Here is a 15393-nt window from a genome sequence, read left to right as displayed (position 1 = left end):
ACAGTAGTAATCGTTGCATATATACCTCATTATTTATTTGAAAAAATTGAAGTTAGTGCAAATGATAATCTATCTTGACTCCTTTACCATTATAAATTTCTAAATAAACTTTTTTTTTAAAAAATAAAAGAGCCTCACTGATTTTTCTAAATGAGAAGTAATTTCTTGAATAATAAAGCTTTCAATAGCATTTATTTAATCCAACTATTTAAAGATATGTGACAAGACTCATCTATAAATCAACGAATGCCGACACCTAACTATCTGTTTCTCCTTTGCTTTTCTTGATCTCCTGCCACTTTTTCCAGAGCAATGCTTCTCTCCCCTGATTACCCGCTTTATACCATTTCTTATTTTTTAAAGATTCCGGCAAATACTGCTGATCAACCCAATTATTAGGATGATCATGTGGGTACTTATATTCATCAGAGGCATTTTCAACCCCAAGATGTTTAGCTCCCAACTTGTTTGCCGTTTTGTCTTTAAGATAAGGGGGGATATCCTTCACGCCCCGATCACTGATCTCCCTATTCACTTCAAAAATCGCTTTTGTGCTGTTACTCTTAGGACAAGTACTCAGATACAGACAAGCATGGGATAAAAAATACATTCCTTCCGGCATCCCACATTTCATAAATGCTTCCTGACAGGAATTCACAATGGTTATAGCGTTTGGCTCAGCCAATCCAACATCTTCACTGGCAAAGATGAGTAATCGCCTGAATATGAAATTCGGATCATCCCCGCCTTCCAACATCGCATTCATCCAGTACAAAGCGGCATCAGGATCGGAGCCTCGCATTGATTTGATAAAAGCTGAGGCATAGTGATAATGCTCATCCCCGGTTCTGTCATAGCGTATATTTCTCCGCTGAATACTTTCTTTGGCAACACTAAGGTCAATAGTGATCTTTCCATCCTCATCAGGTTTGCTTGAAAGTACGGCAACCTCCAGCGCATTCAATGCATTTCGGATGTCCCCACCGGCCATTTCTGCAAGGTGGTTGAAGGCATCTTCTGTCACCTCAATATCATTTTTTCCGAGCCCTCTTTCTTCATCTTCCAGCGCTCGATTCAGCATTAGTTTCACTTCATCCATGGTTAAGGGGTGAAGTTCAAAAAGCTGACACCTGGAAAGCAACGGATTTACCAATGAATAAAACGGGTTTTCTGTCGTAGCACCCACCAAAGTGATAATACCAGATTCTAAGTGAGGTAAAAGTGCATCCTGCTGAGCTTTGTTCCAGCGGTGAATTTCATCCACAAAAAGAATGGTTTTTCGCCCGTTCAGTTTCCTAAGCTTTTCAGCCTTGTCTACTACATTTCTTAACTCTTTGATCCCATCCAATACCGCATTAATGACTTCGAACTGTGCTTTAATTTCTCTCGAGATCACATGTGCCAAAGTAGTCTTCCCTGAACTTGGCGGACCATAAAAAATGAGCGAACCGATGATCCCACTCTCAATCATTCGCTGTAACATTTTCCCCTCTCCTACCAAATGTTCTTGCCCGGCAAATTCGTCCAGTGACTGCGGGCGCATTCGGGTTGCTAAAGGCTCGCTGTACTGTGGATTATCTTTCTGTGATAAAGATTGTGAAGCACCGGATTTTTTTTCTTCGAACAGATCCATGAAAGGGTTTTCAGAATGATTGAAAAGTATATGTAAGATATGTGTTTTAAAGGAAAGAAGTATTCGGAATTCATTAGTCAGAACCCGGATTTCATGCTACTGAATTCTGAGTTCTGAGTTCTTACTACAACAACGACTTCTGACTCCCATATTTATCCAGATACCGATCCAGTTTTAATTTTTTGCGGGTTGAGTCGCTCGTCATGTAGCGCAGTTTTCCATAGATGGGGCGTTCTTGCCAGGCACGATCGAACCGCCCAAAACACCAGAAAATTCCTGAATAGCTATTGGGATCTCGCCCATCTAATGCATAACGGTTATTCAATTCGATCATATAATCCAGAGCGGTCCTATAATCTTTGGTCCACTCTATGATCTTCTTTCCCCAAAGCATTCGCAGATAATTCTGCATGATCCCTGTTTGCCGAAGCTGGGTTTGGGCTGCATTCCAGATTTCATCATGGGTTTTGGACTGAGCAAATTCTTCCAGCTCATACACCCATTCCCGTTCATCATCCTGATGCTTGCTTAGTGTCTTCAGAACCCAATCAGGTAAACTTTCAAACTGATCATAATCCGGCCGGTGATGAGCGAAATGAAACCCCACCTCACGCCAGGTGATCACTTCATCCAGGAAACTTTCCACATTTGGGTCTCCATTGAAGAAGCCTGAGTTTTTCCCGTTGTTTGGGGTAATGTCATCCAGATCCCAACCTTTCGGCTGATGATCCAATACCGCTTTAACGATCTCATATTCACTGATCAATCCAAAATGCAGCCATGGGCTCAATCCACTTGCCGCATCTGCATCGGGATCGTTTCGTTCTTCGTCATACCGGCTCAATCCATGTGCTATGAAATCACCAAGTTTCCCAAGTGCATATTGCCGAGTTCCTTTTTTTTCAGTGATGCCGATCTCGTGATCAATATCCAATTCTGAGATAAATCCGGGTATATCCTCTAATATCTTATCCGCTCTGGGGTATTTTTCTTCAAAGCCATCTGGCAATTTGGTTTTTTTATGATTTTCAAGATCGTCTATTGGATCTTTTTTTGGTGGATGGGTGTAGGCTTCCAGGAAATGCTTTTGCATCACCTTTCGGAACAGATAAGCTGAATAAGGATCTTTATCGGTGATGCCCAGCGGAATGATCCCATTTGAGTCGACAGAGATGTATAAAACATCAATTTCATCCGCCATTATCTCGTTGTTTTCCCGAATGATATAGACCGGATACTCATCAGCAACAACAGCCACAGCATTTTCTGCCAAATCATAGAATGATTGCTCCACTGTACCGGCTTCCTGTTCAGCGTAACAATAGTGATTTACATCTGTATCTTTCAATTCATGCAAATGCTCCTTCATACCTTCCAGTAAAAAGGCATGAAACCTGTCGCTGGCCCATGGGTAGTTCACCATTACACTTTCGTAGATCAGCAGGGGTTTATCGTATTTATTGGCAAGCGCAACGGCATATTCCAATGCATAATTGTACTGAAGGCGCCGGTTGATCTGCATCCAGTAGAGAATATATTCCCCATCCGGATTTACCTCTTTATCGTTTCGCTTAAACTTTCGGTAGCTATTGATGTTTTTCATAATGGTTTGTTTTCTTCTTCAGCAAACCAATTTGAAATACAACTAATTCCGAATTTTTAGTACACCTTTATTGTAAGGTCTTACTTCCATCCAAAATTTATGATTTGAGATCTCCGGATCTGATGCAGCTATTATTATCAGCGTATCAGAAGGAGTTCCCTCAACAGAATAACTATATTTGATATCATTCAACTGAAGGTCTTCGACTCTGAAAGTATCATTTATTCCGTTTTCAACGATCTCATGCTGAGCTGTAGCGAATCCTACTTTCGCCAACTCCAACCGCAGCAGATCTTTTTCCCTACTTATAGTTGCACTTTCCTTAGTGTTTTCAAATACCTTCAGGTGCATCAGCTCAACTGGTGCCATGAATAAAACACCCATACATATAGCTCCTCCAATATACCAATACCAGGGTTTCGTTCTATTTTCATAATCTTTGGATCGTTTAAAACCCTTATACAATAAAAAAGGGCCGATCATAAGATAAAGCACTACGTTGAAGTACATGGAAACCGTGTACCAATTTGTGGAATAACCCTGCGGCTCTTCACCTCTAAAAATTGCTATTGCATCCAGTGTACTGACTGCCAAAATGCTTGTAGAAGGATGCATGTTAAATAGATAGTGACTGTCTTGTGGTAATAGATCCAGATCTTGCTGAACATACATAAAAGACATAGGCAACAGAATCACAATGCCAAGCACGATCAGCCATTCGTTTATTCTTCTAATTGAGAACTTCATATCGCACCCCCTCTTCATTTAATATAAATTCCATTTCAAACTGACCTAGTAGACCGTCGTAGTTTTCGTAATCAGGATCATCACCCAATGAAACTTCAGAAACTACAATTATTCTGATTGCATCATTTTCCTCATCAATTTCATAGAAGTGGTTAATGTTATCCTCTGAATCCTGTTTAACACTTGAATCTTCCAGATCAGATTTTCTTAGGTCAAAATCTGAGATATATATTCCCTCTTCCCCAAGTTGTTCAGACATATAATCCCGAAAAGTTTCCACAACGGACTCCCTTTCGTTCTGATGATATTGTGCCAACACATAAACCAACTTCTCTTGAACATCTGCTTTGGTTGTTCCTACATCAATGGTCTTTCGAATCTCAAGCAGTGTATTAAGCTGAAAATCTTTATTCGCATAATGATGTGCAAATGCTATGGCATTGAAAAGAACAATTAATGCCACCAAGCCGTAAATTGTACGATAAGACCAAACGGATTCAAATTTATCTTCGCTAAGACTTAACAGGCGCCCCATGAAAATCACCCCGGTTAGCAAAGCAATAAATAAAGCGATCCAAACCTTCCCGAAATAAAGCGGAATAAAGCGGAATAAAGAAGCCGATACCGGCAATAACTAATCCCCCGATCAACAGCTTTGTTTCTCTGTCCATAAAACAATTTTTTAGTTCTGTTTTACAGAATAAGAGCAAATTCTTTATTTAAAGCAAACAATCACATAGTCTCCAAAGTCTTGATAAACATATCCGAACTGTTCAGGATAGCTTTTTTATCCTCCTCGCTCTTCTTATCAAACATATTCACCATAAAATTTGCCCGGCCGTTTTGGCTGAAAGTCTCCCGCTGTTTATCAATGAAATTCCAGTATAGATAGTTAAACGGACAGGCGTCTTCTCCGGTCTTTTTGCTGATCTTGTAGTCACAATGTTTGCAGTAATTACTCATTTTGTTGATGTAATTACCGCTGCTCACATAAGGTTTTGATGCCAACACCCCGCCATCTGCAAAGGTGGACATCCCCAGCACATTGGGCAAAACAACCCATTCATACGCATCCACATAAGCAAAATGAAACCAATCATTCAATTCCCTCGGATCGATCTCAGTAAGATTGCTGAAATTACTCAATACCATCAGCCTTTGAATATGATGCGAATATCCGTCATCGATCACGGGTTTCAGGCATTCACTCATGCAGTTCATCTTCGTCTGCCCCGACCAATACATCTCCGGTAGCTTTTTGGTGAAATTAAAGTGATTGACTTCACGAACATCCGGCATCATGGCTTCATAATACACCCGAACATACTCTCGCCAACCAATGATCTGCCTTATAAACCCTTCCACAGAATTGAGTCGGGCATTATCATTTTCGTACGCTTCTACTGCTTTATCGCAGGCCTCCTTGGGGAGAATCAAACCATTATTCAAGTAAACAGATAGTTGGGAATGAAATAGATCATATTTCCCCTGCACCATAGCATCTTCATATGGACCAAATTCATCCAAGCGCTCTTCAATAAATTCATTAAGTCGATATAAAGCTTGTCTTCGAGTTACAGCATACGTAAAGATTTCACTCTTGCCGAAATGATCAGGAAACCATTCTTCCACCATTTCTATCACTTCTTTGGTGATCTCATCCGGCTTGGTTTCTGCAATGGCCGGAACGGGATATCCTTCGGGAAGCTTCTCCCTATTCTTGTCATCATAATTCCACTCTCCCCCTTCAGGGTTTTCCCCATTCATCAAGTATCCGGTCTTTCGTCGCATTTCACGATAGAAATACTCCATCAGCCAGCCGTCTTTCACGCGATCTTTGTATTCTTCAGGATTTGCAAAGAAAAAATTATTCGAGATTTCTTCTACCCGGCCTTCATACTCAGTCCTGACTTTTCTAAGTCGCTCCCTAGAATCCCATTCGGATGGAGTCATAAAAGTCAGGTTAAGATCCCCATTTACGGACAAAAGATCCTTTAAAACATGATCATAATGGTTTTGCGTGGAATGATAATGAACCGGGAATCCCGCTTCTGCACATTCAAGAGCAAAATGACGCATACTGCTGAGCAGATATACCAGTTTCTTTTTATGATATGGAAGAGCATTTCCCTTGGCAGCTGATTCAATAAAAATGAGCAGGGGTTTTTCTTCCCGGACCCGGCTTGGCCAGGCATCAAGGTTCAACTGATCATGTAAAATGAATACGGCATTTTCATGTTCATTCAAACTTGGTTTAGAAATTTTGTCCTCGATATGTGATAGAAAAGTCTTTTTACTCATATCTATGAAATGAATTTTCAACAAAGAAGCGTTCCTGTGACCATATCAAAATATTTTCTTGGTTTTTAATTTAATACTATTATATTAGTACCAACTAATTCAGCTTTATTATGAGAAAATCACTGACACCACTTGGAGAATCGGAAATGGAAATCCTGCACCACGTGTGGGAATTAGGTGAAGCCACAGTAGCCCAGGTTAAAGAGCGCATCCTGAAAGAGCGCAAAGTTGCCTATACCACGGTCATGACTATTATGAAGAATTTGAATGACAAGGGGTACTTAAAGTATTACAAAGACGGAAATACTTTTGTGTACAGTGCCCGCAAAGATCCTCAGGAAGTGCAGTCCAGTTTGGTATCAGGACTGATAGACAAAGTATTTAAGGGATCAACCTCAGCCCTCGTACAGACATTGGTCAAGGGCGAGAACATCAGCGAAGACGAGCTGAAGGAATTACGAAATATGATCGATAATATGGAGGAATGAAATGTACGAAATCATTTACTATTTGAAAGAAATTGGGAACCTGAGCCTTGATGTATTTTGGTTTCCCATTATGGTATGGACCATCTGTTGTACAATCGCTTTTCTTGTCTTGAGAAACCGGGAGCGAATGAATCCTTTATTCCATTATCATCTTCGAACTGCAGCATTGCTTTCGTTACCCTTTGGGATCGGAGTATCTGCAATTATGAGTAGCATCCCAAATTGGTTTTCTTCTTCTAATATTGAAACGGCTTTTTTTGTGGTTCAGAATCCTATTGAGATAGTACCAGGAGGAAGTAATTCAGGAGCCGAAACGGTAGCCATTAACTGGATGGAACCGGCATTACTTATCGGCCTGGGCACACTGCTTATAGCGTTTATTTCAATTGGTATGATTGTGCGATTGATACGTAGTTATACAGCTCTTAAATCATTATACAAGAAACTTAACGTTAAGGATGCTCAGGAGATCTCAGCCCACATCCTACCCGGCATGTCTTCTGTAAAACTCGCTTTTCATGATCACCCGCTGGTTCCTTTTACCTTTGGGTGGAAACACCCCATCATAGTGCTTCCTAAGATCTTACAGAATGAACCCGAGAAACTTGAAATGGCATTACAGCATGAGCTTACTCACATCAAGCGGGGTGATTACCTATTGCAACTTGCCCTGGCTATGATCGAGTCCTTATTCTGGTTTCATCCTCTCATCCGTTATGGTAATAAAGAAATTGATACTTATCGTGAAATTTCCTGTGACCAGGAAGTACTTTCCAGATCCGACTTCTCCATAAAATCCTACGCCAATCTCTTGTATGAATTAGTTCCGCTTAACAACGGTGTAGGAAGGTTGTCAGTGAGTATGGCGGTCAAAAACTCAACCTTAAAAAAACGGATCAAGACCATGAAATATCACAAACTACATAAAGCGTCATTCCGGCAAAGCATCGCTTTCTTATTGCTGATGATCGTTGGAATTACCCTCCCCATTGCCTGCTCGGATTTACGCGGGACTGAAGATGTATCTAACGAAGAACTAGAAAACACTCAAATTATCATTCAGGATGCAAAACTTTCTGTAAATGGAGTTCCTTTGGATGATAAAAATTTAAAGAACGTCTCAGCCGGAGGCCTCGGATCAATAATAATCATGACTGGAGAATATGGGGCCTTTAATATAGCACCGCGACAGTTTGATGGAGCAATTAAAACAGGTAAAATTGCCGGGAATAAAATTTCCTTTAAGATCAATGAACTGAATGTAGAGTTAAATTCTTCATCAGAAATCTTGTCAGGCATTTCCAATTCTTCACTATGGGTTAAACATGTTCCCCCATTGGAAAGAGCTTCTAACACTTTTGGACCTATGCTTTTTGCTAATGAAAATGCCAATGCCCCAATGCCTCCAAGACCTCCAGCCGCACCAACAAAAGGATTTGATGAAGACCTTGGAGATTACTTTGTAGTGGTCGAAGAAATGCCCAAACTCATTGGCGGTATGGCTGGCCTTCATGCAAAATTAGAATATCCTCAAATGGCACGCCGAGCCGGTATTGAAGGCCGCGTAACTGTTCAGTTCATTGTGAATGAAAATGGGGATGTAGAAAATGCCCGGGTAGTTCGCGGAATTGGCGGCGGTGCCGATGAGGAGGCACTAAGGGTGGTTCAGCAATCGAAATTTGAACCGGGAATTCAACGGGGTAAGGCCGTGAGAGTTCAATATGCTATGTCAATCAATTTCAGACTTGAAGATTCAAATTATAGCTCAACCGAATCAACACCCCCACCTCCTCCTGAGGAAAACAATTAAATCAGAATCCTTACCTATTCAAAAGCGAAGCTTTAAGGGCTTCGCTTTTTTATTGAACTTTTTTGCAACATCTGTTTTTATATGGCGTACCAACACGGTAGATTATAATCAAACTAATTCTATCATCATGCCAGCTAAACTCAGAAAATCACGTACCGACAAAATGCTTGCAGGCGTTTGCGGAGGCTTTGCCGAATATCTTGGATGGGATGCTACCCTGGTTCGTATTATTTTTGCATTGATCCTTGTTTCAAGTTTTGGAACGGCTGTACTTGCTTATTTTATATTAGCTATTGTAATGCCTGACTAAGGCTACTCTTGTAAAATTCATCGCTCCTTAGCATCTTGAGCTCCAATCAATCATGGTTAGCTTATGAAAGTTGGAATTGTAGGAGATGCGAAACGTGCTGTAGCCTGGGAACAACATCTTCGGCCTCATCAGATTGTTCGCGAAGTAGAGCTTTGCCCTCACATACAAGAAGTTGGTGAAGTGGATGCTTGTTTCCTTGTCGATGAATCCGATCAAAACCTGGATATTTTATTGGAGGGTATTCGTCAGGGATTGAATTGCTTCCTTATCTCCAAGCAGCCTACCGATACAGCTAAATTAGAGAAGATATACCGTGCTACGAAGGAAGCAGGGGTTCATGTTCAATTTTCTCACTGGCCGACCTTAGCCCCTGCTACTCAATGGATGATGGATCGCATACACCGGCCTTCATTCTTAAGCATACGGAGAGCAATCAATTATACACAATTCATGAATTCAGAAGATGAATTCCGTCACTTCTGGATCGATGAACTCGGACTTTGTATGAAGTGGATGGATAGCGGCATTCATCATGCGGAAGCAAAACAAGTTTATCTTCAGGACACACATCCCGTGGCCATTCAAATATTCCTTCGTTTTGAAAATGGAGCTACAGCTAACATTAATATATATACGGGCGCATCCGAAAATAACCATCAACGTATTGCCTCTAACCGCCAGGAAATTTTGGAATGTAACGTACCTACCCAGGAGATCAGAATAGGACGGCTTAACTCCGGAGATCATCTGTTTTTTGAAAAACATGGTTTTGATCCGGCAAAATCTGCAGAAAAAGCAGCACTCATGTTTCTGAAATCTGTACAAATGAACCGGGAAACTTCCTATAACTCCTACGATGCCTACCAACTTTCATTACAAATAGATCAGTTGCAAAAACGGCTCTCACAGTTCCGTTGAGCGCAATGTTAACTTAATGTTAACTTTTAATTAACAATTCATTTACTTTCTCTTAACAATTCCTTAACATTGGGGTAGTCCAAACATGGAGAAATATTATGAAAACATTTATCTCAACAATTTTATTTGCACTGGTTTTAACAACCGGACTTTTTGCACAGCAAACTATCACCAATGAGAAACATCAGCGAATATTGACTAAAGTTGATGCCAATATTTACGATGTTCAGTTTTTGGATAAAGAAGGAAATGTGGTGCAGAAAGGTCAATATTGGAGAGATGGAGAGTCATTAAAACCACACGGGACATGGACATTGTTTGCCCTGAATTCAAATAAGGTAACCACTCGTTCCACTTTTGACAAGGGAGAGCAATTATCCGTAGAAACAATTATTGACGGAATGTTAGTCAGTGTTGACAAACAACAGCTTGTTGCCAAAAAACAATAAGCGAGAGAACTGACCACGATCTGCGAACACAAAAAAAGCACCAAAAAATAGGAGGTGCCACTATGAGAGCAAAATTATATGAAAAATATTACAAATTAGGATTTGATCACTACATCTTTAAGAACATCTTTGGGCTAAATAAGCCTGACAGAAATGTGAAACGTTTCTATTACGTAATTATCGCTACCGCAATGATGGTAGGATTCTTGATCTCTTAAAGATAGCTACTTAGCCTTCATGGCTTTGAATAACTTTTTCAGTTTACTTCGCGACATTAACCCGTCGATAAAATTAAACTGACCTGCCTGAAGCCTTTCACCTCCATCAATGACCACGCATTCACCGGTCATATACGAGGAAAGATCAGACATTAAAAATACTGCAAGATTGGCAAGCTCTTCGGGTTCGCCAACTCTTTTTAAGGGAATCTTTTCAATAAACTTCTTTTCCATAACCTTTTTAGGAACTAACCTTGACCAAGCACCCTCAGTTGGGAATGGTCCCGGAGCTATTGCATTCAATCGAATACCATATTCCGCCCATTCAAAGGCAAGCGACCTGGTCATGGCCAAAACTCCGGCCTTTCCGCAAGCAGATGGTAACACAAACGCACAACCTGTTCCTTCCGCATAGGTTGTTACCATATTGAGGATATTGCCTTCTTTCTTATTATCGATCAGGTAGTTGCCAAAAACATGGGTACAATTGAAGCTTCCGTGAAGCACAATATCTATGATGGCTTTAAAACCACCCGGGCTAAGATCTTCCGAGGCGGATAAAAAATTTCCTGCCGCATTATTTACCAAACCCTCCAAAGATCCAAAATCATCAATTATTTGTTCAAACATTGATGTTACTCCATCATAATCCCTGACATCACATTGATAGTATCGGGCTACAGCTCCATCTCTTTCTTTCTCGATCTCCTTTACCGCTTTCTCAAGCTTTTCTTCAGTTCTTCCACAAATGGCAATATCGGCGCCGGTATGTGCAAAAGCTTTGGCCATGGCTAAACCTAATCCACTTCCACCGCCGGTTATTAGTATAGTTTTACCTGATAGCGTGTCTTCTTTGAACATAATTTTTCCTGATGACGGAAGACAAAGACGACTGACCACAGACTATTGTGACTGGTCTTTCGTCAATTGTCATCCCAATTAAAGATTTTCAAATATTCCTGCGGCACCCATTCCTCCACCGATACACATTGTTACCAATCCATATTTGGATTTACGGGTTTTCATTTCATATAAGATCTGTGTGGTAAGTTTTGCACCGGTACAGCCCAGGGGATGCCCCATAGCGATCGCCCCTCCATTTACATTGGTGATCTGTTCGTCTAATCCCAGTTTCCGGATCACAGCCAAAGATTGTGAAGCAAAAGCTTCATTAAGCTCAATGAGATCAATATCCGATAATGTCAATCCTGCTTTACTCAGGACTTTTGGAACAGCTTCAATTGGGCCAATACCCATAATTTCAGGGGCAACTCCCGCCACTTGGAATCCGACATATCGAGCCATGGGTTCCAGGCCAAGTTTTTTCACCATCTCACCGCTCATGACTACAACACCTGCAGCAGCGTCATTCATCTGCGAAGAATTTCCGGCTGTAACACTACCACCGTTCTTAAACACCGGACGTAATCCGGACAAGGCTTCAACCGAAGTATCTGCCCGCGGACCTTCATCTTGTTTGAAGGTAAATGAGTTTTCAACTACTTCACCATCAGCGGTTACTTTCTTTTCATTCACTTCAACCGGGGTTATCTGCTCATCGAACTTACCTTCCTTCCAGGCATTGATCGCTCGCTGGTGACTTCGATATGCAAATTCATCCTGATCTTTCCGACCTACATCGTATTTATCAGCTACATTCTCTGCAGTAATTCCCATACTCACATAAACACCGGGTTTGTTATCAACCAAGTCAGGATTCGGCTGAACAGACATTCCCCCCATAGGTACTAAACTCATAGACTCCACTCCTCCGGCAATGATCACATCTGCTCCGCCTGCCATAATGCGCTCAGCCGCCATTGCAATGGTTTGCAACCCTGAAGAACAAAAGCGGTTTACAGTCACGCCGGGCACCGAGTCAGGCAATCCACCCAAGAGTGCAATTTGGCGCGCTACATTCAATCCTTGAGACGCCTCAGGGAATGCACACCCCATAATGACATCCTCAACCTTATCGGCTTCCAATCCATTTGTTCTTTTCAAAAGGTCTTTAACCACGGCTCCTCCCATTGAATCAGGGCGGGTAAACCGAAGCGATCCTTTATTAGCTTTCCCACAAGCGGTTCGTGCTGCTGCAACTATATAAGCTTCTCTCATAATAGTATTGAGTTTTGAGTAATGAGGTTTGAGTTACAATTTCTTCGAGAATGAATAGATCATTTTTTGAATTTGATCAATTTCTTCTGACAATTTTTTATGCGTTTGCTCATTTAAATAATCTAAATTTCTGGAGATCAACAATTGAGTTTCTAATTCATAAATAGAGCCATATGCAATATTCAGAAATCGTTTAAATTCTTTTTTACTTCCTCTTCCTGCCCCCTCAGCAATATTTGAAGGAACAGATACAGAGCATCTTCTTATCTGGGAAGTAATTCCATACTTCTCTTCTTTTGGAAATGATTTTGTTGCTGAATAAACTTCCGTAGCCAATGCTACAGATCTTTGCCAAATCTCTAAATTTTTATATTTATTCATTACAAACTCATTTCTCAATACTCACTACTAAAAACTAATTTCTAAGAGGTTTCCCCTTTTTCAACATGTGTTCCATCCTGGCTAAGGTTCTGTCGTCCCGTAGACACTCAAGGATGGCTTCCCTTTCTAATTTCAAGAGATAAGATTCCGGAACTTCCTGTTCTTCACTTAAATCACCACCTGCCAGTACATAAGCAACACGTTCTGCTACTACCTGATCGTAATCGGTAATAAACTTCCCTTCATGCATTACATGCAGCATTAATTTCATGGCAGCAAGAGCTGTTTTACCCAATACTTTGATTGGCGTTTCTGCGGGAGATCGGTACCCGGCCTGAACCAGGTTCAGTGCTTCTTCTTTTGCAGTTTTGATAAGCAGATCACGATTCATGACGATGGTATCGGAATTTCTGAGATAGCCCAGTTCTTTAGCCAGATGTGCACTTTCAGAGACTTTTGCCATTCCGATTCTTTTAAATACCTCGCGAATGAAAGGCAGCGGATCCGCTTCCCCCTCAAGTTTATTCATTGCACGCCGAAGTAATTCTGTAGTTCCTCCTCCGGCAGGGATCAACCCTACGCCTACTTCCACCAATCCCATATATAATTCATGGTGTGCAACCACTTTATCAGCATAGAGACAAAATTCTACACCGCCACCCAATGTTTTTCCAAATGGTGCTGCAACTATGGGGAAAGGAGCATATCGCAATGCGACTGCAGTTTTTTGGAAATTCTCAACTGCTTCAACCACACTGTCCCAATCATCATTTTGCTTAGCTGCCAATGCTTCTTTTAGATTCGCTCCAAAAGCAAAATTCTCAGCATCATGGCTGATCACTAAAGCGTTAAAATCCTTCTTAACTATATCGAGTGATCGATACAGAGATCTCACCAACTCTGCACCCAGAGTAGAATGAGGTGTGTGGAACTCAAATAATGCTACCCCATCACCCATATCATGAAGAGCGACGCTGTCATTTTCCAATATTGGTGTACGCTCTTTTCGAAGTTCCTCAACCTTTATCTCACTCTTAGCTTCCGGTGGAACTTCAGTCATAGATTTGGAGACCGGGTCATACACTTTTCCATTTTTGTAAAAGGAAGTGATCCCGGCATCCAACATTTCTTTAATGACATTCGGAACTTCTTTTCCTTCCCTTTCAATCCTATCAGCTGTTTCCTTAATGCCTAAAGCATCCCAGCGTTCAAACGGCCCCATTTCCCAATTAAAACCCGACTGCATGGCACGATCTATAGAAAGTGGTGAATCCGTTATTTCAGGAATCCTGTTTGCTGCATACATTAATAGGTCGCGATGTACGTTCCAGAGAAAATCACCGATCTTACTATCTGAATTCACCAGGAACTTGAGACGATCTGCCGTGTCTTTGATATCATTTGCCTCTTGCAAGACCGGGTCTTCCATCTTCTGCTGCGACTCATACTCAAACGTCTCTGAGTTGAGCACCAGATATTCCCCATCCTTCTTGGTATAAAATCCTTTACCGGCTTTATTTCCGATCATTCCCTCGTCTACCATTTTCTGGAATTCATCAGGTAGGTTGAAGGTCTCCTGCATTTCATCATCCGGAATGGAAGGGTTTAGGTTTTTTGCTACGTGATTGGTTACATCCAGTCCGGCCATATCAGCAGTCCGGAAAGTTGCTGCTTTAGAATAACCGGTAAGTGTTCCGGTTAGCAGGTCAATTTCTTCCGCCCGGAATTCATTATTAAAGAAATAGGGCATGATATTCGCAATGGAAAGTATCCCGACCCGGTTAGCGATGAAGTTAGGTGTGTCTTTACAAATCACCACTCCTTTGCCGAGCGTTTTTTCGCAGAAACGATGCATGAATTCTGTGACTTCATCCGAAGTAGATTCAGTTGGGATCACTTCCAACAACTTCATATACCGCGGGGGATTAAAGAAATGCGTTCCCAGAAAATGTGCTTTCAGCTCTTCACTGCAATCTTCTCCAATTTCGCTGATCGGAAGTCCTGAAGTGTTGGAACTCACGATCGTTTCCGGTTTTCGGATGTCATCAATACGAGACATCATGTCTTTCTTGATGTCCATTCTTTCGATGATCACCTCACAGATCCAGTCTGCATCCTTTAATTTATCAAAATCGTCTTCGAAATTTCCTATCTCAATTCGCTGGGCAAAATCAGGTTTCCCAAAAGGAGCAGGTTTCATTTTGGAGGCTTTTTGAAGGCTCTCTTCTGCCATTTTGTTAGGCCTGCCCTCATCATCTGATTTCAGATCGAGCAGAACCACATCGAGTCCTGCATTGATGCAATGGGCTGCAATTTGGCTTCCCATAACTCCTGAACCTAAAACTGCTACTTTCTTGATGGCATATTTTCCAGTACTCATTTCTAATCTCTTAATTTCGTGTTTGAATTATGACTCG

Annotated in this window: 16 protein-coding genes; 6 read left to right on the top strand and 10 right to left on the bottom strand. The window is 41.3% G+C overall.

Annotation, left to right across the window (positions count from 1 at the left end):
* Window positions 1-256: 256 nt before the first annotated feature.
* From ACFSVN_RS05615 to ACFSVN_RS05590, 6 genes are all read right to left on the bottom strand, one after another.
* Window positions 257-1633 (bottom strand): replication-associated recombination protein A, encoded by a 1377-nt coding sequence (locus ACFSVN_RS05615; RefSeq protein WP_390299841.1) that lies wholly within the window; start codon window positions 1631-1633, stop codon window positions 257-259.
* A gap of 124 nt (window positions 1634-1757) precedes the next feature.
* Window positions 1758-3236: a hypothetical protein gene (locus ACFSVN_RS05610; protein ID WP_390299838.1), complete on the bottom strand. Its 1479-nt coding sequence runs from the start codon at window positions 3234-3236 to the stop codon at window positions 1758-1760.
* A 42-nt stretch (window positions 3237-3278) separates the two neighbouring features.
* Entirely contained in the window at window positions 3279-3983 is a 705-nt protein-coding gene (locus ACFSVN_RS05605) for a hypothetical protein (protein WP_390299835.1), read from the bottom strand.
* Window positions 3967-4518, bottom strand: a complete 552-nt coding sequence (locus ACFSVN_RS05600; protein WP_390299833.1) for a hypothetical protein — start codon at window positions 4516-4518, stop codon at window positions 3967-3969. Before ACFSVN_RS05600 ends, ACFSVN_RS05605 begins: the two co-directional genes overlap by 17 nt.
* A complete protein-coding gene (locus tag ACFSVN_RS05595; protein ID WP_390299830.1) occupies window positions 4496-4654 on the bottom strand; it encodes a hypothetical protein in 159 nt (52 codons plus the stop codon). The genes ACFSVN_RS05600 and ACFSVN_RS05595 overlap by 23 nt, the downstream gene beginning before the upstream one ends.
* 61 nt (window positions 4655-4715) lie before the next feature.
* Window positions 4716-6284 carry a cryptochrome/photolyase family protein gene (locus ACFSVN_RS05590; RefSeq protein WP_390299827.1) on the bottom strand — a complete coding sequence of 523 codons (1569 nt, stop codon included), beginning with the start codon at window positions 6282-6284 and terminating at the stop codon, window positions 4716-4718.
* Window positions 6285-6394: 110 nt separating this feature from the next.
* Between ACFSVN_RS05590 and ACFSVN_RS05585 the strand changes: the two genes are divergently transcribed.
* The 6 genes from ACFSVN_RS05585 to ACFSVN_RS05560 all read left to right on the top strand — a co-directional run bounded on the left by ACFSVN_RS05585 (window position 6395) and on the right by ACFSVN_RS05560 (window position 10477).
* Entirely contained in the window at window positions 6395-6772 is a 378-nt protein-coding gene (locus tag ACFSVN_RS05585) for a BlaI/MecI/CopY family transcriptional regulator (protein ID WP_390299824.1), read from the top strand.
* Between the two features lies 1 nt (window position 6773).
* A complete protein-coding gene (locus ACFSVN_RS05580; protein ID WP_390299821.1) occupies window positions 6774-8582 on the top strand; it encodes a TonB family protein in 1809 nt (602 codons plus the stop codon).
* Window positions 8583-8709: 127 nt separating this feature from the next.
* A complete protein-coding gene (locus ACFSVN_RS05575) occupies window positions 8710-8892 on the top strand; it encodes a PspC domain-containing protein (protein ID WP_290876372.1) in 183 nt (60 codons plus the stop codon).
* Between the two features lie 63 nt (window positions 8893-8955).
* Entirely contained in the window at window positions 8956-9810 is an 855-nt protein-coding gene (locus ACFSVN_RS05570) for a Gfo/Idh/MocA family oxidoreductase (RefSeq protein WP_390299818.1), read from the top strand.
* Window positions 9811-9908: 98 nt separating this feature from the next.
* On the top strand, window positions 9909-10259 hold the full coding sequence (locus ACFSVN_RS05565; RefSeq protein ID WP_390299815.1) for a hypothetical protein: 351 nt from the start codon (window positions 9909-9911) through the stop codon (window positions 10257-10259).
* 62 nt (window positions 10260-10321) lie between these two features.
* Window positions 10322-10477, top strand: coding sequence for a hypothetical protein (locus ACFSVN_RS05560; protein ID WP_390299812.1), 156 nt, complete (start codon window positions 10322-10324; stop codon window positions 10475-10477).
* A gap of 6 nt (window positions 10478-10483) precedes the next feature.
* Here ACFSVN_RS05560 and ACFSVN_RS05555 read toward each other — a convergent pair whose 3' ends face one another.
* From ACFSVN_RS05555 to ACFSVN_RS05540, 4 genes are all read right to left on the bottom strand, one after another.
* On the bottom strand, window positions 10484-11338 hold the full coding sequence (locus ACFSVN_RS05555) for an SDR family oxidoreductase (protein WP_390299809.1): 855 nt from the start codon (window positions 11336-11338) through the stop codon (window positions 10484-10486).
* 78 nt (window positions 11339-11416) lie between these two features.
* Window positions 11417-12595 (bottom strand): thiolase family protein, encoded by a 1179-nt coding sequence (locus ACFSVN_RS05550; RefSeq protein WP_390299806.1) that lies wholly within the window; start codon window positions 12593-12595, stop codon window positions 11417-11419.
* Between the two features lie 33 nt (window positions 12596-12628).
* Window positions 12629-12976, bottom strand: coding sequence for a four helix bundle protein (locus ACFSVN_RS05545; RefSeq protein WP_390299803.1), 348 nt, complete (start codon window positions 12974-12976; stop codon window positions 12629-12631).
* 34 nt (window positions 12977-13010) lie between these two features.
* Window positions 13011-15356 carry a 3-hydroxyacyl-CoA dehydrogenase/enoyl-CoA hydratase family protein gene (locus tag ACFSVN_RS05540; RefSeq protein ID WP_390299800.1) on the bottom strand — a complete coding sequence of 782 codons (2346 nt, stop codon included), beginning with the start codon at window positions 15354-15356 and terminating at the stop codon, window positions 13011-13013.
* Window positions 15357-15393 lie beyond the last annotated feature (37 nt).

The sequence above is a fragment of the Gracilimonas halophila genome, assembly GCF_042684365.1.
GTDB classification, from domain to species: Bacteria; Bacteroidota; Rhodothermia; order Balneolales; family Balneolaceae; genus Gracilimonas; species Gracilimonas halophila.
This window is presented reverse-complemented; position numbering and strand designations above follow the sequence as displayed.